Origin of the sequence: Candidatus Pelagibacter sp. (assembly GCF_052049815.1) — a bacterium.
Lineage (GTDB): Bacteria > Pseudomonadota > Alphaproteobacteria > Pelagibacterales > Pelagibacteraceae > Pelagibacter.
In genome coordinates this window covers 1-20,313 of the sequence record NZ_JBNGZG010000010.1, presented here as the reverse complement: position 1 = coordinate 20,313, position 20,313 = coordinate 1, and the positions used below count along the sequence as shown (strand labels likewise).

Annotated in this window: 23 protein-coding genes and 1 pseudogene; 6 read left to right on the top strand and 18 right to left on the bottom strand. The window is 27.4% G+C overall.

The annotated features are described in order from the left end of the window. Positions 1-4 precede the first annotated feature (4 nt). Genes ACTT9D_RS03230 through ACTT9D_RS03220 form a run of 3 tightly spaced genes read left to right on the top strand, consistent with a single transcriptional unit; the run spans position 5 to position 2,523 of the window. Positions 5-658, top strand: a complete 654-nt coding sequence (locus tag ACTT9D_RS03230; protein WP_440930423.1) for an SURF1 family protein — start codon at positions 5-7, stop codon at positions 656-658. Beyond that, complete coding sequence (thrC, locus tag ACTT9D_RS03225) at positions 659-2,041, top strand: threonine synthase (protein ID WP_440930422.1); 1,383 nt, start codon at positions 659-661, stop codon at positions 2,039-2,041. Continuing rightward, positions 2,038-2,523, top strand: coding sequence for a peroxiredoxin (locus tag ACTT9D_RS03220; RefSeq protein ID WP_440930421.1), 486 nt, complete (start codon positions 2,038-2,040; stop codon positions 2,521-2,523). The genes thrC and ACTT9D_RS03220 overlap by 4 nt, the downstream gene beginning before the upstream one ends. On the opposite strand, the gene rnhA is transcribed toward ACTT9D_RS03220, so the two are convergent. Genes rnhA through ACTT9D_RS03145 form a run of 15 tightly spaced genes read right to left on the bottom strand, consistent with a single transcriptional unit; the run spans position 2,515 to position 15,173 of the window. After that, positions 2,515-2,943, bottom strand: a complete 429-nt coding sequence (gene rnhA / locus ACTT9D_RS03215; RefSeq protein WP_440930420.1) for a ribonuclease HI — start codon at positions 2,941-2,943, stop codon at positions 2,515-2,517. The genes ACTT9D_RS03220 and rnhA overlap by 9 nt on opposite strands. Beyond that, positions 2,943-3,911 carry a homoserine kinase gene (locus ACTT9D_RS03210; protein WP_440930419.1) on the bottom strand — a complete coding sequence of 323 codons (969 nt, stop codon included), beginning with the start codon at positions 3,909-3,911 and terminating at the stop codon, positions 2,943-2,945. Before ACTT9D_RS03210 ends, rnhA begins: the two co-directional genes overlap by 1 nt. Further along, on the bottom strand, positions 3,912-4,856 hold the full coding sequence (ispH, locus tag ACTT9D_RS03205) for a 4-hydroxy-3-methylbut-2-enyl diphosphate reductase (protein ID WP_440930418.1): 945 nt from the start codon (positions 4,854-4,856) through the stop codon (positions 3,912-3,914). Beyond that, positions 4,837-5,781 (bottom strand): Brp/Blh family beta-carotene 15,15'-dioxygenase, encoded by a 945-nt coding sequence (locus ACTT9D_RS03200; RefSeq protein ID WP_440930417.1) that lies wholly within the window; start codon positions 5,779-5,781, stop codon positions 4,837-4,839. Before ACTT9D_RS03200 ends, ispH begins: the two co-directional genes overlap by 20 nt. A 1-nt stretch (position 5,782) precedes the next feature. After that, on the bottom strand, positions 5,783-6,850 hold the full coding sequence (locus tag ACTT9D_RS03195) for a lycopene cyclase family protein (RefSeq protein WP_440930416.1): 1,068 nt from the start codon (positions 6,848-6,850) through the stop codon (positions 5,783-5,785). Continuing rightward, complete coding sequence (locus ACTT9D_RS03190) at positions 6,837-7,679, bottom strand: phytoene/squalene synthase family protein (RefSeq protein WP_440930415.1); 843 nt, start codon at positions 7,677-7,679, stop codon at positions 6,837-6,839. Before ACTT9D_RS03190 ends, ACTT9D_RS03195 begins: the two co-directional genes overlap by 14 nt. Then, entirely contained in the window at positions 7,679-9,136 is a 1,458-nt protein-coding gene (gene crtI / locus ACTT9D_RS03185; RefSeq protein WP_440930414.1) for a phytoene desaturase family protein, read from the bottom strand. The genes ACTT9D_RS03190 and crtI overlap by 1 nt, the downstream gene beginning before the upstream one ends. A 38-nt stretch (positions 9,137-9,174) precedes the next feature. Beyond that, a complete protein-coding gene (locus ACTT9D_RS03180; protein WP_440930413.1) occupies positions 9,175-9,687 on the bottom strand; it encodes a F0F1 ATP synthase subunit B family protein in 513 nt (170 codons plus the stop codon). Beyond that, complete coding sequence (locus ACTT9D_RS03175) at positions 9,662-10,201, bottom strand: F0F1 ATP synthase subunit B family protein (RefSeq protein ID WP_440930412.1); 540 nt, start codon at positions 10,199-10,201, stop codon at positions 9,662-9,664. The genes ACTT9D_RS03180 and ACTT9D_RS03175 overlap by 26 nt, the downstream gene beginning before the upstream one ends. A 53-nt stretch (positions 10,202-10,254) precedes the next feature. Further along, complete coding sequence (locus tag ACTT9D_RS03170) at positions 10,255-10,482, bottom strand: F0F1 ATP synthase subunit C (protein ID WP_006997791.1); 228 nt, start codon at positions 10,480-10,482, stop codon at positions 10,255-10,257. Positions 10,483-10,497: 15 nt separating this feature from the next. Further along, positions 10,498-11,232, bottom strand: a complete 735-nt coding sequence (locus ACTT9D_RS03165; RefSeq protein WP_014952740.1) for a F0F1 ATP synthase subunit A — start codon at positions 11,230-11,232, stop codon at positions 10,498-10,500. An 11-nt stretch (positions 11,233-11,243) separates the two neighbouring features. Continuing rightward, positions 11,244-11,519 carry an AtpZ/AtpI family protein gene (locus tag ACTT9D_RS03160; RefSeq protein ID WP_440930411.1) on the bottom strand — a complete coding sequence of 92 codons (276 nt, stop codon included), beginning with the start codon at positions 11,517-11,519 and terminating at the stop codon, positions 11,244-11,246. Positions 11,520-11,524: 5 nt separating this feature from the next. Further along, the gene (locus ACTT9D_RS03155; RefSeq protein WP_440930410.1) at positions 11,525-14,098 is read right to left on the bottom strand and encodes a chromosome segregation SMC family protein; all 2,574 of its coding nucleotides are present in this window, start codon (positions 14,096-14,098) and stop codon (positions 11,525-11,527) included. A gap of 8 nt (positions 14,099-14,106) precedes the next feature. Further along, positions 14,107-14,691: a thioredoxin domain-containing protein gene (locus ACTT9D_RS03150; RefSeq protein WP_014952743.1), complete on the bottom strand. Its 585-nt coding sequence runs from the start codon at positions 14,689-14,691 to the stop codon at positions 14,107-14,109. Beyond that, entirely contained in the window at positions 14,688-15,173 is a 486-nt protein-coding gene (locus tag ACTT9D_RS03145; protein WP_440930409.1) for a DUF721 domain-containing protein, read from the bottom strand. The genes ACTT9D_RS03150 and ACTT9D_RS03145 overlap by 4 nt, the downstream gene beginning before the upstream one ends. Before the next feature lie 12 nt (positions 15,174-15,185). Between ACTT9D_RS03145 and ACTT9D_RS03140 the strand changes: the two genes are divergently transcribed. Further along, the gene (locus tag ACTT9D_RS03140) at positions 15,186-16,154 is read left to right on the top strand and encodes an A/G-specific adenine glycosylase (RefSeq protein ID WP_440930408.1); all 969 of its coding nucleotides are present in this window, start codon (positions 15,186-15,188) and stop codon (positions 16,152-16,154) included. Continuing rightward, positions 16,151-17,302: an NAD(P)-binding protein gene (locus ACTT9D_RS03135; RefSeq protein ID WP_440930407.1), complete on the top strand. Its 1,152-nt coding sequence runs from the start codon at positions 16,151-16,153 to the stop codon at positions 17,300-17,302. Before ACTT9D_RS03140 ends, ACTT9D_RS03135 begins: the two co-directional genes overlap by 4 nt. Here the strand turns inward: ACTT9D_RS03135 and ACTT9D_RS03130 are convergent. From ACTT9D_RS03130 to ACTT9D_RS03120, 3 genes are all read right to left on the bottom strand, one after another. After that, positions 17,299-18,369 carry a site-specific DNA-methyltransferase gene (locus ACTT9D_RS03130; protein ID WP_440930406.1) on the bottom strand — a complete coding sequence of 357 codons (1,071 nt, stop codon included), beginning with the start codon at positions 18,367-18,369 and terminating at the stop codon, positions 17,299-17,301. The genes ACTT9D_RS03135 and ACTT9D_RS03130 overlap by 4 nt on opposite strands. Before the next feature lie 119 nt (positions 18,370-18,488). Continuing rightward, the gene (locus ACTT9D_RS03125; RefSeq protein WP_440930405.1) at positions 18,489-19,049 is read right to left on the bottom strand and encodes a ribonuclease HII; all 561 of its coding nucleotides are present in this window, start codon (positions 19,047-19,049) and stop codon (positions 18,489-18,491) included. Further along, positions 19,049-19,768 carry a uracil-DNA glycosylase gene (locus tag ACTT9D_RS03120; protein ID WP_440930404.1) on the bottom strand — a complete coding sequence of 240 codons (720 nt, stop codon included), beginning with the start codon at positions 19,766-19,768 and terminating at the stop codon, positions 19,049-19,051. Before ACTT9D_RS03120 ends, ACTT9D_RS03125 begins: the two co-directional genes overlap by 1 nt. Here ACTT9D_RS03120 and ACTT9D_RS03115 point away from each other — a divergent pair. Beyond that, a pseudogene (locus tag ACTT9D_RS03115) lies at positions 19,745-20,313 on the top strand (tetratricopeptide repeat protein); the annotation flags it as partial. The gene ACTT9D_RS03120 and the pseudogene ACTT9D_RS03115 sit on opposite strands and share 24 nt — an antisense overlap.

Here is a 20,313-nt window from a genome sequence, read left to right as displayed (position 1 = left end):
TAAATTGAAGTCCAAGTTATTATTTTCTATATTTGTTTATTTTTTTATCCTTGTTTTTATAGGTCTTGGTTCATGGCAACTAGTTAGATTAAATTGGAAATTAAATTTAATTTCAGAAATAGAACAATCACTTAAAAAAGATCCAGTTAATATCAACCAAGTTGATAGAAAAAATTTTGTTAGAATTATTGCAACTGGAAAGATTGATTATGATAAGCAAATTTATTTATACAATTTAAATGATGAAGGAAAACCAGGTTTTGAGGTAATTAATCCAATTGTAGTAGAAAATGAAAATTATTTAATTAATAGAGGCTGGATACCATTTGAATTGAAGGATAATGATGAATTGTATTCTTTTGACCAATCTAATTTTACGGGAACTCTAAGATTACAGCCAAGAGCCAATATTTTTAAACCTGAAAATGATATTAATAATAATTATTGGTTCACTTTAAATAGAGAAGATATTTTTAAATATACTGGTAAGGAATTTTCAGAATATTTAATTTATCTAGGAGGGAATTACGAAATACCTAAACCAAAAAAAATTACTGCCAATATTTCAAATAATCATAAAAAATATGCATTAACTTGGTTTTCTTTAGCGATTTCAATATTTTTGATATATCTGTATTTTAGAAAAAAAAATTATTAGATGAAATACATAAGCACTAGAGATAAATCAAAAGAGTTTGAATTTAAGGATGTTTTCTTAAAAGGATTAGCCGATGATGGGGGGCTATTTATTCCAAAAAACCTTAAAAAATTTACTGAAAAAGAGTTAAATGAATTTTCAAATTTTAATTACATTGAATTAGCCAATAAAATTATTGCACCATTTGTATATGATTTTATTTCTGGAAAAGATCTAGAAGATTTGATCTCTAAATCATATTCAACTTTTAGAGAAAAAAATGTCGTTAAATTGATTAATGTTGGTGATAGAAAGGTTTTGGAATTATTCCATGGTCCTACTTTAGCATTTAAAGATGTCGCAATGCAGCTTCTTGGAAATTTTTATGAATATTATTTATCAAAAGAGGACGATAAAATAAATATTGTAGTTGCTACTTCTGGTGACACAGGCGCTGCTGCCATAGAAGCGATTAAAGGAAAGAAAAATATTAATATATTCGTACTACACCCTCATAATCGTGTTTCTCCAGTTCAAAGAAAATTAATGACAACTGTTAAAGATAAAAATGTACATAATATTGCAATCAATGGAAATTTTGATGATTGTCAAAATTTAGTAAAATCAATGTTTGCAGATCATAATTATGCAAAATCAATCAGGATGTCAGGTGTTAATTCCATTAATTGGGCAAGAATTATCGCACAATCTGTATATTATTTTTATTCCTTCTATTTGGTAAAAAATGATAAAGGACCTATTAACTTTTCAGTACCCACAGGAAATTTTGGTGATGTTTATGCAGGCTATCTTGCAAAAAAAATGGGATTACAAATTGGCAAATTGATTGTAGCAACAAACCAAAATGATATTTTGCACAGAGCGATAAGTTCGGGGCAATATTATTCAGAAAAGGTACAAGAAACTAACTCACCTAGTATGGATATTCAAATTGCAAGTAACTTTGAAAGATTGATTTTTGACTTAAATAATGAAGACGATCATGAAACAAGTTCAGTTATGCAAAAAATTAAAAGTGAAAAGAAATATGATTTAGACCAATCTAAACTAGATAAAATAAGAAAAGACTTTTTATCCTCAAGTGCAGATGAAAAAAAAGTAATTTCATTAATAAAAAAAGTTTATGAAAGTCATAAAGAGATTCTAGACCCTCATACTGCGATAGGTTATGGAGGTTTTGATGATGTAGAACTTGAAGGAACAAATATTGTTTTATCTACAGCTCATCCTTGTAAATTTCCAGATGCTATATTTAATGCAATAAACATTAAACCAGATTTACCGGATGAGCTTAAGTATATTTCAAATGAAAAAGAAAATTTTGATTTACTTGATAATGATATTAATATAGTTAAGCAGCACATTAAGGAGAAAATTCAATGAAATTAAAAGAAAATGAAAATTTACCGAGTGAAGAAATATTTGTTTTAGAGGGTGGAGAGCCAATAAAAAAAAGTATTGAAGAGTATACAAAAGGAAAAAAAGTAATCATTTTTGGCTTACCTGGTGCATACACTTCAGTTTGTTCTGCAAAACATCTTCCTGGATATGTAAAAAATATCGATGCTTTTAAAAGCAAAGGTATTGACCATGTAATTTGCATGTCGGTAAATGATCCTTTTGTTATGAGTGCTTGGGGCAAAGAGCATAATGTAGGAGATAAGATTGTTATGGCGGGCGACCCTTTTTTAACTTTTACTAAGTCAATCGGTGCTGATGTTGATAAAAGTGCAAGAGGATTAGGAATACGATCGAATAGATATACTATGCTTGTTGAAAATGGGAAAGTTACAAAACTTCAAGAAGAAGAGGACACTGGAGCTTGTGAAATTTCCGCAGCAGAAAACTTTTTAAATTTATTCTAGTTTTTCAGCAGCTTTTTTAGCTAATAAATCGACTTTTTCATTAAATTCATCACCAGCATGGGCTTTTACCCATTTCCATTGGATATTGAGAGAATTATTTAGAATATCTAATTGTGTCCATAAATCTTTATTTTTAACATCTTCTTTTTTTGATGTTTTCCAACCATTAGTTTTCCAATTATTAATCCATTCGGTAATACCTTGTTTCACATATTTAGAGTCTGTGTAAATCTCAATATCTAACTCATCTCTAATTTTATTTAATGCAGAAATTGGAGCAAGTAATTCCATTCTATTATTTGTGGTATTTTTTTCATTACCACTAATTTCAGTTATCTCATCGTTTTTTATTATTATTGCTGCCCAACCACCATTGCCTGGATTATTTAAACAAGAACCATCTGTATATATTTTAATCATTAATGAATATATTCTTTGAATGAATTTATTTGGTTGTGTATCATTAATTTTTGATAGTATTCTTTTGGATCCTTAATTTTAATTAATGCTGTTTTAGGAGTGTTGATGTAATCATAGGCTCTAGTTAGTAGATATCTTATCGCAGCTCCTTTACAAAGAATGTTTAATTTATTCTTCTCATTAATTGATATTTTTCTTATTTTTTCATAACCTTTTATAAGGTTATTTACTTTTTGCTTATTAAGAATGAACTTTGATTTATTTTTATCAAAACATAATGCATTTATACAAATTGCAAGTTCATATGCGTAATAATCGTTTGCAGAGAAATAAAAATCAATAAAGCCTGAAAATTTGTTATTTTTAAAAAATATATTATCTACAAATAAATCAGCGTGAATTATTCCACTAGTTAATTTTTTAGGCCAATTTTTTTTAATTTCTTTTAAATTATTAAAAAGAAATTCTTTGTAACTTAAAATTAACTTAGATTTTTTAAAATTTATACTATTGAGCAAAGGGTGTAATTTATTTATTCCCATTGAATTAGCTCTTTTAATTTTAAAGTTCTTAGTTGCCTTATGCATTTTTGCTATATTTTTTCCTACCTCAAAGCAATTTTTATAAGTTAGATTATTTTTGTCTTTACCTGATAGAAAAGAGACAATGCATGCTCTTTTATTTTTAATTTTAAACAAGTATTTCCCATAATTATCCTTTAAAGGTTTTGGGCAAATTATTTTTCTTAAGCTTAGTAAATCCATTAACTTCATGAAAAAAGGTAGATCTGAGTTATTCACTCTTTTTTCAAAAATTGTAAGAATAAATTTCCCTTTGTCAGTTCTGAGAAGATAATTTGTATTCTCAATACCTTTTTTAATTCCTTGAAACTTTATTTTTTTTCCTAATTTGAATTTTTTATTAATTAGAACGATATCTTTATCACTGATTTTTGTATAAACTGCCATTTAGTTAAGTTTGTTTGGAACTTTGAATATTACATTTTCTTTAATTATTTCAATTTCTTCTGTGACAACTGAAAATTTTTGTTTTAATTGATTAATAAAATCATCAACCAATATGTCTGGCGCAGATGCACCTGAAGATATTCCAATAGTAGAACATTTATTAATATCATCATAAGGCACTTTACTTTCGGAGTGAACAAGATAAGCTTTTTCACACCCTGAATTTTTAGCAACCTCAACAAGTCTTACAGAGTTAGATGAATTTCTACTTCCTATAACAAAAAACATATCACATTTTTTTGCAATATTTTTAACTGCCATTTGTCTATTAGTTGTTGCATAACATATGTCATCTTTTGAAGGTTCTTTGATATCAGGATATCTTTTTTTTAATATTTCTATAATATCTTTAGTATCATCGACTGAGAGAGTTGTTTGAGTGACATAAGCTAACTTTCTTCCATCTTCTAAATCATAATTTTGAGCCTCTTCTTTATCCTGTATTAAATCGATTGATCCCACAGGGAGCTGTCCCATAGTACCAATTACTTCTGGATGATTTTTATGACCAATAAGTATTATATGAAATCCAGCTTTATTAAGGTTTTCAGCTTCTCTATGTACTTTTGAAACAAGTGGGCAAGTAGCATCAATGTAATTTATATTATAATTATCTGCTTGAGCTGGGACACTTTTAGGAACTCCATGTGCAGAAAATATTACTGGTCTAGATTTATCTTCAACTTCGTCTAGTTCCTCTACAAAGATAGCTCCTTTTTTTCTTAAGTCATCAACTACGTATTTGTTGTGAACTATTTCATGTCTCACGTAAACTGGACTACCAAATTTTTTTAAAGATTTTTCTACAATTTCAATAGCTCTTTCAACTCCAGCACAAAATCCTCTTGGCGCAGATAATAAAATTTTAATTTGTTTTTCTTTCATTTTTTTCTAAAAAATATTCGAGCAATATATGCGGAAAGGTTAAAGACGCCAAACCAATAAATATTAGTTTAAAAATAACACTATCTAGCGAATACTGATTAATTAACCAATAGAAAGCCAAACCAAAAAAAAGAATAGTTATAATAGTCAAAGGTAAACATTTTCTCCAAAATAAATTTAATCCTTTTTTTATGTTAGTTGAGTCTAATTCATTAGCTAATGAAATGATATGTCTTATTGAATGAAGGAAACAAAAGTAGACAGTAAAAGCAGTTAAAGGTTCGAAATAAAAATTAAGAAGTAAAATTGAAAAATAATCTAAAATAATTGAAGTTCTATTAAAATTATAGTTTTTAATAAAAAAATAAACACTTGATAAACTACTTATAATGATACCAGTAACGATAATTCTATATTGCTCAAGAATCCCCAGTAAAGAAAAAAAAACTTCATTTTCAATAAAAAGAAATTTAAAAATATTTATTGTTTCATTGAAATGGAAGTGAAGAGGAGCAAGTATAATGAGTATTCCTTTAATTAAATATAATAATTGTATAAATGAATTCTCTTTAGTTATGAGGAATTGTGTATCCTCTTTACCAAAATGATAAGAAGCAATTAATAAAAAAATCAAAAATGTTGTTAAAGGAAAAATTAACCATAATACAATTATTGCTATTCCAATAGATATATATGATGGATAAAAAAATATAAATTTATCTATATTAAATATTTTAAATAATTTTTTCCCTTTATAATTATCTAATGCTCCATGTGAAATGCCCAATGTTAGGATAAAGGATAAACAAATAATAGGGGATATGTTTTTTACTTGTAGGTAGAAGCATACAAAAGTTAATAAATTGATTATTAAAAAAAATAATAAAGAATGATTTAAATTAATTTTACTAATTTTATTATTCATTTTATTTAAACAAAGCTTTAATAAATATCACTTTTGGCATTTTTAAAATAACAGATATATCCTCTAGAAGATTACTCTTGTTTGATAAAAAATTTATTACTTTTTTCGATTCTACTTCAAACATTTTAAAAAATATCTCTGGCATTAATTTTGGATTATCTTTTAATACGCGAATAAAAATTTCATCTAATAAATGATATTTCTTTCCAATAGTATATTTTTTTTTATTTTTTATTTTTTCAAGATTTTCTCGAATATATTTTGAATGCTCTTGAATATTAAGAAAAGTATATCCTGTGCTTAATCTAGTCATGCCGCCAGCAGTTCCTATATTGATTTCATTATTTTTAGTAGAATTTATTTGTTTAAATAAAGGAATAGCACCTTTCTCTTTAAATATAATTTTGTAATCTTTAATTTTCAATTTTTTTTCTAGATATTCTTTAATTTGATTTTCGTAATCCATTATGTTTTCATTATTTAAACTAGATAACCATGTAGTTTCTATTAGGGCTTTATTTTTGGAAAAAGGCAAAGTGTAGTAGAAGTGAACACTATTGCGCTGATCACAATCAAAATCCATGAGATTAAAAATTTTATCATCAAAAATATCTTTAGGTGTTTCTATTTCAACACCAAAAAAATGTTGCCACAATCTATCTTTGAATTCACCTTTATTAGGCACGCTATTAAATATTAAACTTCGTTCGGTATTAATTTCATTTATATCTTTAAAGAATGAAATATTTGAGTTTGATTTTAAATTAGAAATTATTTTCTTATAAAAAATTCCACTATTTACAGTTTGATAAGGGGTATCATCACATTTTAGATGATGCATTTTTCCTTCAATGTTTACTGTAAAATTGGACCAATTTTTTATTACACAGTCATCAAAATTATGATTGATAGTTTTCCAAAATGACCAAGTTTTGTCTCTATCGTAAATTTGTCTAGGCTCTACAATTGCTAGTGTTTTTTTCTCAAGTTTTTGATTTTGATTTAATTCATAGGCTAAAGATAAACCTGCACAACCAGCACCTTTTATTACGTAATCAAATTCTTTCATTAATATTTATCTCTTCTTCAATTAAATCATGATTATGATCAATTATATCATTATTCAATGTTGTTAATTTAATCAGATCAAAAATAGATAGGAGTGTTTCTAGAATTTTTTCATAATTATTAACAAAAATTTTTCCTGAATTTTTATATTCCTCAAAGGTTTTAATCTTTATTATTTTGTGGCCTATTTTTCGATAAATACGTCTTGCAACAATTATTGAAAACCTAAGAGATAATGGAATTTTTTTCATTGCGTAGAAAGAATTATCATAAAATTTATCAGCGAAAAAAATTGTTGATTTAATTGTTTCTAAATTAGCATTAATATAACTTCTATTGTTAATTTCATCTTCTATTACATCTCTTGATATATTTGTTAACTGCATAGCTATACCTAAGTTAATTGCTGATCTTAAAGAATTTTTATCCTCTACTTTAAGAATTTTTGCCATCATTAATCCCACAGTTCCAGCAACTCTATAAGAATAGATTAACAATTCTTTTTTTGAATTTAATTTAACTTCTTCTTTAATATCTGAATGAATTCCATCAAAAAGATCATCAATTATTTTTGGAGAAATGTTAAATTTTTCAATTAAACCCCACATATTTTTAATTATGGAATTGTTTTGATCTTTTTTATTAAAAGCTTCCTTGAATTCATAAAAAATTTTATTTTTTAATTCTAAAGAATTTTGATCATCTGCAATATTGTCAGCCGTTCTGCAAAAATCATATAATTTTGAGCAATCTAAATAAGTGTTTTTTGGTAAAAAGAAACCTGCCCAATTAAATGATTTGGCATAAATAGATAAATAATTTTTATTCATTATAAAATTTTATCAAGAACCTTAGCAGATGATAATACACCAGGGACGCCCGCTCCAGGATGCGTTCCAGCACCCACAAAATATAATCCATTGAAAATTTCAGATTTATTATGAAATCTGAAGTAGGCTGATTGAGTAAATTTTGGCTGAATTGAAAAACCTGAACCATATTTTGTATTTAGTTCTTTTTCAAAATAATCAGGTGTTAAATAAAAATCTTCAACAATGTTGTTTTTTAAATTAGGCATTAATTGTTTTTCCATTTTTTCAATTACCAAGTTTTTCATTTTTTCACCTTCAATATTCCAATCAATATTTGATTGATTATTTGGAACTGGCACTAATACGTAAAAACAATCATGGCCCTCTGGAGCCATAGATTTATCTGTTGCTGTAGGTCTATGTAAGTAATAGCTGATGTCATTATTTAACTTCTTTCGATTAAATATATCATCAAGATGTTCTTTGTATTTATTTCCAAATTTAATCGTATGATGTTCAACATTGTCATATATTTTTTTTGTTCCAAAATAATAAACAAATAGACCCATGGAATATTCCATCCTGTTTTTTTTCCATTTAAAAAAATTTGTGAAATTTTTTTTATTCAAAAGTTTCTCATAAACTGCAGGTGGATCAGCATTACAAATTACATTTTGACAATCAATATTTGTTCCATCATCTAAAATTACACCTTGGATATTTTTTCCCTGAGATTTTATCTCACTTACTTCATGACCTTTAATAATTTTTATTCCAACCTCATTCATTAGTTTTTCAAAACCTTTAATGATATTTCCAGTACCCCCAATAGAATAATGAATTCCCCATTTTTTTTCTAAGTAGAGTATCAGTCCATATATAGAAGTTGTTGTAAATGGATTGCCGCCAACCAAAAGAGGGTGCATACTAAGCATTCGTCTTAACTTTTCATTTTTGATATATGACGAGACCAGCGAGTAAACTGATTTATAGCTTTTAAGATTTAATAAAGCAGGTAATTGCTTCATCATAAAGATTGGCTTTTCAAAAGGAACATCGGCCAATTCAAGAAAGCCTTTGTTAAAAATTTTTTTAGTGAATTCTACTAATTTTTCATAACCACCAACATCTTGAGGATTTAATTTTTTAATTTGATTTTTCATATCCTCTTCATTTCCTGAATAATTAAACTTTGTGTCATCTTCAAAAATGAATTGATACCAAGTTTTAAGAGGAGTAATTTTTATATAATCTTCAGGTTTCTTATTAAAGATTTCAAATAATTCATTTATTAAATAAGGTGCTGTAATTACAGTTGGTCCAGCATCATATGTAAATCCATTTTTTTTGAATACACGAGCTCTACCGCCTAAATCTTCATGTTTTTCAATTAAAATAACATTATGATTTTTAGCCTTTAGTCTGAGGGCTGTTGCAATTCCACCAAATCCAGATCCAATTACTACTGAGTTCATATCAGCAATCTATAGTTTTTTTTTTAAATTGTAAGCGATTATGAATTAATTTTTTTTAATTCTTCTTTAGTTTCATCTAGGTTTTTTTGAAACAAAGTATCTAATTTTGAAGAGTCAACTGATGTAGTGATGATTTTCTTAACAGAGTCGACAGCTATTTTGACAGATGCGTCTCTTATTTCTTTTAGTGCAGCTTTTTTCATCTGATCTATTTTATTTTCAGCCAAGTTCTTTTTAATTTCTGAAGATCTGTGAAATTTATCATTTAAATCAATGATTAATTTATCACTTTCTTTTTTTGCTTGCTCAATAATTTCATTGCTAACATTTTGTGCTGTATCAAGTTTTTTTTGTGCGTTATCTAAAAGAGTTTTAGCTTCTGTTCTAAGTTTTTCACTTTCATCAATTTCGTTTCTAATTTCTGATATTAAATTATTTAGCACTTCATTAATTTTTTGAGGAACTTTTAAATAAAATAATCCTGCAAAAAAGATAACGAATGATACTGCTACCCAAAACGTTGCATCAATTGCCATAATATTTATCTCCATTCCTTTTAGATAAATCATCAACAATTGCAGAGATACTACTTGCGTTTACATCAGCACCAATTAATTTTTTAACTAATTCTGATGAAGTATCTATTGCAATTTTGTTTATTTTTTCAGGTGCGTTTTTTCTTAAAGCACTTATTTCATCTTCAGCTTTTTTTATTTCTTCGTCTAACTGCTTATCTAAAGTTTCTCTTTTAGATGTAATATCTTTTTGAACTTTTTCTCTAGCTTGGGCCAAAATATTTTTTGCCTCTATTTTACTTTTAGCTACTAGATCATCAAATTCTTTAATCTTAAGTTCACTTTCTTTTCTTTGCTTTTCAGCAGCCTCAATATTTTCCAGAATTTGTGATTTTCGAGATTCTAAGTTTGCACTTATTTTTGGAAGTATCAATTTTGACAACACAATCAAGAGTGTTCCAAATGTAAGTATTAACCAAAAAATTTGTGAAACCCAAAATTCTGGATTCAGCTGAGGCATACCTCCACTCTCAGCTGTGTAAGCTTCCACAGTTAGGAAGCTTAAAAATATTAAGTTAAGAAATATTTTTTTTACCATCAAATTTAAAATGCAAATAAGATGATTAACGCAACTACTAATCCAAATAATCCTGTTGCTTCCGCTAATGCGAAACCTAAAAGTAGGTTAGGAAACTGTTTTTGAGCTGCAGATGGATTTCTCATTGCACCTGATAAATAATTTCCAAAAATTATACCAATACCTACACCAGCACCTGCTAAAGCTATTGCCGCAAGTCCTGCTCCGATCATTTTTGCTGCTTCTAATTCCATTATATCCTCCTTGTTTTAATGGTGTAAATTTAATGCATCATTTAAATAGATGCAGGTTAAGATTGCAAAAACATATGCTTGAAGAAAAGCAACTAAGATCTCCAAACCAGTTAATGCAACCGAAAAACTTAGTGGAAGCCATCCACCAACAACTCCGAGACTTATTACAAAGCCACCGAAAACTTTCATCATAGTATGACCAGCCATCATGTTAGCAAATAATCTAACAGATAAGCTTATTGGTCGACTTAAATAAGAAATAATTTCAATAACAACAATCAAAGGTAAGAGTACAGCTGGTACACCACTTGGTACAAATAACTTTAAATAACCAAGACCATGTTTAATAAATCCAATAACCGTAACCCCAATAAATATAAAAGCTGCCAATAAAAATGTAACAATGATATGACTTGTTACTGTAAAAGTGTAAGGGATCATCCCAAACATGTTGCAGAACAAGACAAACATAAATAGTGAAAAAATAAAAGCAAAATATGGTTTTCCTTTAGATCCGGCTGTATCGCTAATCATTTTAGATACAAATGTATAACTTAGCTCAGCTAGTAACTGTATTTTATTAGGTATCAGTGAATTTTTTTTTGAACCAAGGTTAAAGACAACTAAAATTGCTAACGTGCTGATTATCATAAACAAACTTGCGTTTGTAAACGAGATATCAAAACTTCCTATTTTAATTTCGGGCCCAATTCTATAAACTTCGAATTGAGACATTGGATTTGCTGCCATTGTCTAAAACTTTATTTTTGCATGTTTTTTGCGGATCTTATTACATTAGTTATGCCTGCAATGACACCCACAAAAAAAAATATTATTATTAACCAGGGCTTAGTACCAAAGGTCTTGTCTAAAATAAACCCAATAATTGTCCCAACAGCTACTGCAGATACAAGTTCGGTACTCAATTTAAATGCAGTACCAATGGGCGATGTTTTTCCGTCTTTTTCGGACTTATTTTTGTTTAAAAACTTTGATTTTGCAATTTCAAGGCGAGTTTTGAGAGGGTCCTCAGCCATTTTATCTAAGCAACCATACTTTCAGCTTTTTGTAGATCAACGGCAACAAGTTGGCTAATCCCTTTTTCTGGCATTGTCACACCATATAGTCTATTCATTTTAGACATTGTAAGAGCATGGTGCGTTACAATAATAAATTTTGTATTCGTAATATTAATTAGCTCCTCTAACAAACCACAAAATCTAGTGACGTTCGCATCATCCAAGGGCGCATCAACTTCATCTAAAACACATATTGGAGATGGATTTGTAAGAAAGACTGCAAATATTAATGAAAGAGCTGTTAAGGCTTGTTCTCCACCAGACAAAAGTGTAATCGACTGTAGTCTTTTACCTGGAGGACTAACTAACATTTCTAAACCTGCTTCAAGAGGATCATCGCTATCAACCAATTCAAGTTTTGCATTACCTCCATTAAAAAGTTTTGTATAAACTTCATTAAATTTTCTATTTACTTTTTCAAAAGCCTCCAACAATCTTTCTCTTCCTTTTTGATTAAGTTCATTAATACTTTCTTTAAGTTTGATTATTGCTGTAACAAGATCAGCTCTATCTTGTTCCATTTTTTTAATTTCTGTTTCATATTTACTTGTTTCCTCGTCAGCTTTTAAATTAACAGATCCAAATTTTTCTCTTTCTTGCTTCTTTTTATCAAGCAAATCTTCTTGCACTACAGGATCAGGCAATTCTTCAACACCAAATAAGTTTGAATTTTCTAGAATATTATCTTCACTCAAACTTAACTCAGAATTAACTCTATCTAAAAGATCATTTTTTCTTTTTTTTAATCCTTCAATTGTTGCACCAGAACTTGCCTTTCTCTCCCTAATTTGAATTGAGTCTTCTTGAATCTTATTAAGTTCAGATCTTAAATTTTCAATTTTTTCATCAGTATCACTGATAATTTTTTCATTATCTTGCTTTTCTTTTTCTGAAATTCTTAAACTTTCATTTATCTGACCTTTTTTTTCTGCTTGAATTTCAGGTTGATTATCTAATTCATTTAATTGATTTGATAATTTACTTTTTCTTTCAGTTAGCTCATTAATCATTTTATTAGAATTAGTTAATAAGTTAATCCAGCTTTCTATTTCAGTTTCAATTGTCTTAATTCTTTCATTTCTTTTTAAAGACTCTTTCTTGATAGATTGATTTTTACTAAAACTATCAGTGTACTTACCTTGAAGAATTTTTATTTGTTCATTTTTGTCATTTAGTACAGATAGTCTTTTTTTGCTTTCTTCATCACCTAGATTTTTTAAAAAATCATTAAGTTCAATTTTGCATCTATCTAATAAGGTTAGTGCTTGATTGAGTTCATTTTCATTTATCAAAGATTTAATTTTATCAATATTTTCTTCAACACTTTTAACCTGGTTTACATTTATATTTATATTTCCATCTGCAAATGTTTTAATTATTTCATTTGCTTGCTTTTGTTCCTCATCTAATTCAGTTTTTGCTTTTTCTAATTCCTCATTAGACAGTTTTTCTGTTTCGAAATATTTTGAGTCTATTTCTATTAATTCATTTTTTTCTTCTTTAAGTCTTTTTTCATTAGAATTTGCATCTACAACAATTCCTTTTTCTCTTATTATATCTTCATCAATTATTTGAAGAGATTTTTTAATTGAACCTATTTCTTCCTGAATTCTTAAATTTTCTTCATCTAAACTTTGAAGTTCTAAATTAAGTCTTTGTATCTTTGACAAATTTTCAATATTTTTTTCTCTTAGTGGATTTACCTTATCAGTTTCAGTCTTTATCTGAATTTCTAATTCATTAATTTTTTTATTAAATCCATCAACTTCACTTTCAGCTTCAGTGTTGATTTCATTCTCAACTCTTATTTCTTTTTCTATATCTAAAAGTTTTAAATAATATAAGCCTGCTTCAATTTTTTTTATTTCCTCAGAAATTAATTTATATTTTGTTGCTTCTTCTGCTTGCTTTTGCAAGTTTGCTAATTGTTTTTCCTGTTGTCTTCTCAATTCATCAGCTCTTTTCAAATTATTTTCAGCTGCACCAAGTCTTAATTCAGCTTCATGCCTTCTTACATGCAGTCCTGAAATGCCGGCTGCCTCCTCAAGTATTGCTCTTCTATCAGTGGGTTTTGCTGTTACCAGAGCTCCAATTCTTCCTTGGCTAATCATAGAAGGTGAGTGTGCTCCAGTAGAAAGGTCTGCAAAAAACATTTGAGCATCCCTTGCTCTTACTTCTTTATCATTAATATAAAATTTTGATCCTTTATCTTTTTCAATTTTTCTTCTTATGTGAATCTCACTCAGCTCTCTATATTGAATTGGACCTTCATTTTTTTCATTATTTACTGTGATTGAAACTTCAGCAATATTTTTTGATGGCTTATTTGATGTTCCTGAAAAAATTACATCTTCCATTCCAGAGCCACGCATACTTTTTGCAGAAGTTTCTCCCATTGCCCATCTTAACGACTCCACAATGTTTGATTTTCCACATCCATTTGGCCCAACTATTCCAGTCAAACCTTCCTCGATTAAAAAGTTTGTCTTATCAGCAAATGATTTAAATCCATTTAATTGGATTTTTTTAAACTCCATGAGCTAACTTATATCATTTTTTCTAATGATTTTTTTAAATTTTTATAATTTAGAGATTTTTCAAACTTTTCGTTGTTGATAATAATCGTGGGAGTAGCATTTACTTTAAATTCTTTAGATCCTTCGATTCGGTCATTAAGAACAAAGTCTTCAATTCGTTTATCTGTAATACATCTTTTAAAGTCTATGTTTATTCCTTGTTCTTCAATAAATTTCTTTAAGTTATCGTTTGCCTCACTAGCATTATTTCCTTTTACCCATTTTTGTTGATTGGCATATAAAGTTTCTAAAATTTCTGAGTTTCCATCATTTCTACATTGCGCAATTTTTGAAGCGTTGAAGGCTATAATATCCAAAGGAAAATGTCTGAATTCAATTTTGACTAAACCGGTATCAATAAATTCTTTCTTTAATTGTGGGTAAACATTTTTATGAAAGTTTGCACAATGACTACAAGTTAGTGACTCATATGCTATTATTGTTATCTTAGCATCTTCATTGCCTACTTTAATTCTGTTTATTTCACTTGCAGAAACGCTATTGATTATAAATGTTATCGCTATGAAGAATATTGATTGGATAATTTTTTTCATTTTTCTCTAAATACTCTGGTTAATTCTGCTAAAGATTTTTTTAATTTGTCATTCTTAACATCTTTAATTTTTTCTTTAAATTTATTATTTGTCACATTTATTGTTTGGGTTTCTACATTTGAAATTTCAGTTTCATCATTAAAACTTGTGAATTTTAGTTTTTCGACAACAGAGTATCCAAAAAAATTATTCATCTTATCCATTATTTCCTGTTTTGAGTATTCAAGATCTACCTCATGACCTCTTTTTACCATGATGACTAATGTGCTAACTCCAAACCTATTTGAACTTTTAAATGATTTTGGATAGCAATATTTAAACAACTCATCTCCAACTATGTATTTCCAATTATTTAATGTTTCAGAATAAATATGACCTTTTTTATCAATTATTTTTTTAATTTTTTTTGGCAAAGTGTCTCTAAAAGATCTTAAACCTTGAATGGAGGAATTTCTCTGCTTAAAGTTTTTATTGTATTGCATATGATAAAGACGATGATATCAAAAAAAATTCTGAAATGGTACAATTTAAATAAAAGAGATTTGCCGTGGCGAAAAAAGTGTTCCAAATCAAAAAAAGAATATTACACACTTATAAGTGAATTTATGTTGCAACAAACACAAGTTGCAACTGTGATCCCATATTTTAATAGATTTATCAAAATATTACCAACGATTGAAAAATTATCAAAAGTTGATAATTCAAAATTATTTAAATTGTGGGAGGGATTAGGTTACTATTCAAGAGCTAGGAATCTTAAAAAAACAGCACAAGTTATTGTAAAAAAACATAATAAAAAAATTCCAAACAATTTCGAAGATCTTCTCTCTTTACCAGGTATTGGTAATTATACTGCAAGCGCAATTTTATCTATTGGTTTTAATAAGCCTTATATTCCTTTAGATGGAAACATAGAGAGAGTACTTAAAAGATATCTTTTATTAAAAAAAGAAAATCAAATCACCAAAGAGTACTTAAATAAGACAAAATCAATATTTGGAACAACAAGACGTTCAAGTGATTACGCACAAGCACTGATGGAATTAGGAGCAACAATTTGCAAACCTTTTAACCCTGTATGTGATATGTGCCCTATAAACCATAATTGTAAAGCGTTGATAAAAAAAGATTTTACTTTGAAAAAAATCCTAAAAAAAAATAAAAAAAAATTTTTCGTAGTTAATGTTCATAAAAAAAATAATAAATATTTTTTAATAAAAAATAATACATTCAATTTTTTGAGAAATTTAAAGATATTTCCAATGAAGGAAGTGCGATATGATAAAAAATTTAAAAAACATTTAAACATTAAATTATCAAATATGGATATGGCTATTCAAATTAAAAAAACAGAGAAAAAACAAAATTCTCCTGTTCATTACTGGATTGATCCAAAAAAAGTTCAAGAAATTGTTCTTCCATCTTTTACAAAAAGAATATTGAAAGAATTGGAAACAATATGAAGAAAATTGCAATTATTGGAGCTGGAATATCTGGATTGTATTTAGCAAATATTTTTAAACAAAACTCTGACTTTAAGGTCTTATTATTTGAAAAAAATGAAGAAATAAATTTGGATGATGGTTATGGGGTACAGCTATCTAATAATAGTGTTAAATTATTAAATTATATTGGATTTGATCAATTAGATAATAGTCAAAAATTTTTTCCTGATAATCTAGATTTTTACTCAATAGATAATCCTGATAAGATTTGTGATCTAAATATTTCAAAATTTAATTCTGCTAATAATAAATATACAACAATAAAAAGATCATCATTAATTAAGTTTTTAATTAGTAAAATTTCAAAAGATGATATTTTTTATGGTCATAATATTTCAAAAATTGATTTGCAAGAAGACCAAATAGAGCTTTCATTTTCAAATGAATATTCAGGAAAATTTGATTATTTAATTATTGCTGATGGTGTATTTTCAAAAAGTTCTTCATTAATTTCAAATTCAAAAAACTCTTTAAAATTTAATAATTCAGTAGCTATAAGAGGAACTATAAATAGAGATAAAATCGAAAAAATAAATTTTCAAAATATCTCTTTATTCCTTGGCGCTAATTTTCACTACGTAATTTATCCAACATCAGAAAATGAAGATTTAAACTTTATTGGTATTTTAAGAAAAAACTTAAACAAAGATCGATTAAAAAACTATCAACAATTCAATTCCTCAGATTTTGTTGACGAAATAGTTTCTGAAATTCCTCCAACATACAATCAGATAATTCATAAATTAGATAATTTAAAATGTTTTCCAGTATTTATTACTGATGAAATTTTACATCTAAATAACAAAAATATTTTTACTGTAGGAGATGCTTTTTTTGCTTTCCCTCCATCTTTTGCTCAAGGCGCTTCTCAATCTATTGAAGGGTCTCATGAACTTTTTCAAAACTTTTCAATAAATGAAACAGAAAAATATTTTCCTAGAAGGCTACAAAAAACAAAAATGGTAAATAAGCGTTCAAAATTTAACCAATTTGCTTTCCATCTATCAAATCCGCTATTTGTTTTAACAAGAAACTTAATTATGAAAAGACTAGTAAAAAATGAAAAATTTTTAGAAAATTACTTAGGTAAAATTTATGATAATTAATTTTTAGGAATTAATCTTTGTCTTAAATGATCTATGGGTACAATATTACCATTCATATTATAATGCCAATAAGTCCACCCATTACAGCTTTCAGCCCCTAAAATAGTTGCTGCTACTTTATGGATTGATCCTTCAGTTTGCTGATGTTTGATACTTCCATCAGCCATAATTTTTGCATTAATTTTCTTTTTATTATCAAATATTGTCGTACCCGGTTTAATTATTCCAAGTTCAACTAATGAACCAAATGGAATTCTTGGTTTTGATCTGTTATTTTTTAATGTATCTAAGAAATCATCTTCTATTGGTTTTATATCCTTAAGTCTTTGCTCAACAGCTTTGAAATAAGTTTTTTCTTTTTCTATCCCATAATATTTTCTACCTAATTTTTTGGCAACAGCAGCTGTTGTGCCTGATCCTAAAAAAGGATCTAAAACTAAATCATTTTTGTTTGTAGTGGCTAATAATATTCTATGAAGCAATGCTTCTGGCTTTTGAGTTGAATGTATTTTCTTGCCATTTTTTTTTAATCTTTCTGTACCACTACAAATTGGCAGGTTCCAATTTGATCTCATTTGAAGATCATCATTTAAACATTTAAGAGACTGATAATTAAATGTGTATTTTGATTTTTCTGATTTTGATGCCCAAATTAATGTTTCATGAGCATTTGTAAATCTTGTGCCTCTAAAGTTTGGCATTGGATTATTTTTGTTCCAAATTACATCATTAAGTATCCAAAATCCGAGGTTTTGAATTGTATATCCAACTCTAAAAATATTGTGATAACTCCCGATTACCCAAATAGCTCCATTTTTTTTTAGAACTCTTTTGCATTCACTCAACCATTCAAATGTAAATTCATCATATTTTCTGAAATTTTCAAATTGGTCCCATTTGTCATTAACTGCACTAACTTTCGATTGATCAGGTCTGCTTAATTCATTTTTAAGTTGCAAATTGTAAGGAGGGTCAGCAAAAACTAAATCAAAAGTTTCGTCAGGAATTTTTTTTAATTCCTTTAAACTATCACCATTTACAATTTTACTTTTTGCTTCAAAATTCATTTTGTATAAGTGAAAGTAGACTCCAAAAAGATTCCGTGGTCAACCTGGGATTGAATTAATTTAAGCTTAATTGTGTCTAAATTTTTATGACAACAATATATTGTGTTTCTACGTGAAACTTATTTTAATTTAGAGATTGGTGCAAAAGTTTTTCGATGATGAATAGTTATTCCATGTTTTTTTATGGCAACTAAATGTTTTTTAGTGCCATAGCCACAGTTTGTTTCCCAATAATATTTATTAAACTTCTTTGATAAATTTTTAATTAGTCTATCTCTAGATACTTTGGCAATAATTGAAGCCGCAGAGATACTAGGTATTTTTTTATCGCCCTTAACTACTGATTTTAAATTATAATTTTTAATTTCTGGAGTTTTGTTACCGTCCACAAGAATTAGTTTAGGTTTTTTCTTAAGTTTCAATATTGCTCTTTTCATTGCGAGAAGAGTTGCATTTAAAATGTTTAATTTTTCGATCTCTTTTACCGAAGCTTTTCCAAGGCTCCACGTAGAGTTTTGTTTAATATATTTTGCAATTTTCTCACGTTCATTTTTATTTAGAGTTTTTGAATCTTTTAATAATTTTTTATTTATTTTTTTATCTAGTATTACTGCAGCAGCAAAAACTGGTCCCATTAAACTTCCTCTGCCAACTTCGTCAACACCAGCAATAACTTGCATCACAATTTAATTTTTAATTCTTTAATTTTGTCTCTTATTTTTTTTAAATCTTCCCAAGAGTATTTTTTATTCTCGGGAAATCTTATTAGGTAAGATGGGTTAAAGCTTATCATCATTGGATAAGTTTTATTATCAAGTATAATTTCTTTCCAATTTCCACGTTCTTTTGAAATCTTGTTACCTGAACCAGTTAAAGCCTCCATCGCAGAACTGCCCATTACAATTATTAATTTGGGGTCAATTATAGAGATGTGTTTTTTTAAGAAAATTGAATATCTTTTAATTTCTTGAGAAGTAGGCTTCCTGTCTTCTGGAGGTCTGAAGTTTATTGCATAACTCAAATATATTGAGTCTCTTTTAATTTCTATAGCCATTAACATTTTATCAAGCAAAGTACCCACTTCACCCTGAAAGGTTTTGCCAGCTTCGTCTTCAATAGCCGATGGCGCTTCACCTATAAGCATAATTGGACTATCAGGTTTCCCATCACCTAAAATAAGATGGTTAGAATTAGATTTTAAATTACAATTTTCAATTGAATTTATATTTTTTTTTAATACCTCCAGAAGCGTCTTTTTTTCAGCATTCTGGTTTTTTGTAGTTTCTAACTTAACTTTAAATCTATTTATTGGCTTGTTACTAAATACAAAATCTTGCTCAATTGTATTTATGAATTCATCAGTATATACCAGGCTATGATCAGATTTGTTTTTAATCATTTAAAATTTAAGATTTTAAAATATATAAAATTAGTTGTTCTTATTGGTTTAGTTTATCAGACACCTACTAATACTAAAAGTGCTAGTTTTGAAAAATTTGACTCCAGATATTTATCCAATTATTTCTCAGGGATAGTTGCATATGAGAATAAAGATAATTCAAATTCTTTAGATTTTTTTAGGTCTTCAAAAATACTCATTGATAAGCATGACCCTTATCTTAAAAGATACATTTTTTCTTTAGTACAAGAAAATAAAATCACTGGTGCAATAAATCTAATTAAACAGAATTTAAGAAAAGAGAATACTGATTTTTTCGAAAGCTATGTTTTGTTGGTTGTAGATAGTATTAAGAAAGATAATTTTGACCAAGCAGAAAAATATTTAGTCAAATTGTCTTTTTTGACAGAACATAACAGATTTAATCTCATTATTTATGAAACTTTAAGACAATATATTTATGTTTTTAAAGAGAAAAGAATTTCCTTTAATGATCAAAATTTTGGAAATTTAACTCTAATAACCAATACATTTAAAAGATGTTA

Coding starts and splice junctions, on each gene's coding strand:
- thrC (WP_440930422.1), top strand. CDS start 659: ATGAAATACATAAGCACTAGAGATAAATCAAAAGAGTTTGAATTTAAG.
- ACTT9D_RS03220 (WP_440930421.1), top strand. CDS start 2,038: ATGAAATTAAAAGAAAATGAAAATTTACCGAGTGAAGAAATATTTGTT.
- rnhA (WP_440930420.1), bottom strand. CDS start 2,943: ATGATTAAAATATATACAGATGGTTCTTGTTTAAATAATCCAGGCAAT.
- ACTT9D_RS03210 (WP_440930419.1), bottom strand. CDS start 3,911: ATGGCAGTTTATACAAAAATCAGTGATAAAGATATCGTTCTAATTAAT.
- ispH (WP_440930418.1), bottom strand. CDS start 4,856: ATGAAAGAAAAACAAATTAAAATTTTATTATCTGCGCCAAGAGGATTT.
- ACTT9D_RS03200 (WP_440930417.1), bottom strand. CDS start 5,781: ATGAATAATAAAATTAGTAAAATTAATTTAAATCATTCTTTATTATTT.
- ACTT9D_RS03195 (WP_440930416.1), bottom strand. CDS start 6,850: ATGAAAGAATTTGATTACGTAATAAAAGGTGCTGGTTGTGCAGGTTTA.
- ACTT9D_RS03190 (WP_440930415.1), bottom strand. CDS start 7,679: ATGAATAAAAATTATTTATCTATTTATGCCAAATCATTTAATTGGGCA.
- crtI (WP_440930414.1), bottom strand. CDS start 9,136: ATGAACTCAGTAGTAATTGGATCTGGATTTGGTGGAATTGCAACAGCC.
- ACTT9D_RS03180 (WP_440930413.1), bottom strand. CDS start 9,687: ATGGAGATAAATATTATGGCAATTGATGCAACGTTTTGGGTAGCAGTA.
- ACTT9D_RS03170 (WP_006997791.1), bottom strand. CDS start 10,482: ATGGAATTAGAAGCAGCAAAAATGATCGGAGCAGGACTTGCGGCAATA.
- ACTT9D_RS03165 (WP_014952740.1), bottom strand. CDS start 11,232: ATGGCAGCAAATCCAATGTCTCAATTCGAAGTTTATAGAATTGGGCCC.
- ACTT9D_RS03160 (WP_440930411.1), bottom strand. CDS start 11,519: ATGGCTGAGGACCCTCTCAAAACTCGCCTTGAAATTGCAAAATCAAAG.
- ACTT9D_RS03155 (WP_440930410.1), bottom strand. CDS start 14,098: ATGGAGTTTAAAAAAATCCAATTAAATGGATTTAAATCATTTGCTGAT.
- ACTT9D_RS03150 (WP_014952743.1), bottom strand. CDS start 14,691: ATGAAAAAAATTATCCAATCAATATTCTTCATAGCGATAACATTTATA.
- ACTT9D_RS03145 (WP_440930409.1), bottom strand. CDS start 15,173: ATGCAATACAATAAAAACTTTAAGCAGAGAAATTCCTCCATTCAAGGT.
- ACTT9D_RS03140 (WP_440930408.1), top strand. CDS start 15,186: ATGATATCAAAAAAAATTCTGAAATGGTACAATTTAAATAAAAGAGAT.
- ACTT9D_RS03135 (WP_440930407.1), top strand. CDS start 16,151: ATGAAGAAAATTGCAATTATTGGAGCTGGAATATCTGGATTGTATTTA.
- ACTT9D_RS03130 (WP_440930406.1), bottom strand. CDS start 18,369: ATGAATTTTGAAGCAAAAAGTAAAATTGTAAATGGTGATAGTTTAAAG.
- ACTT9D_RS03125 (WP_440930405.1), bottom strand. CDS start 19,049: ATGCAAGTTATTGCTGGTGTTGACGAAGTTGGCAGAGGAAGTTTAATG.
- ACTT9D_RS03120 (WP_440930404.1), bottom strand. CDS start 19,768: ATGATTAAAAACAAATCTGATCATAGCCTGGTATATACTGATGAATTC.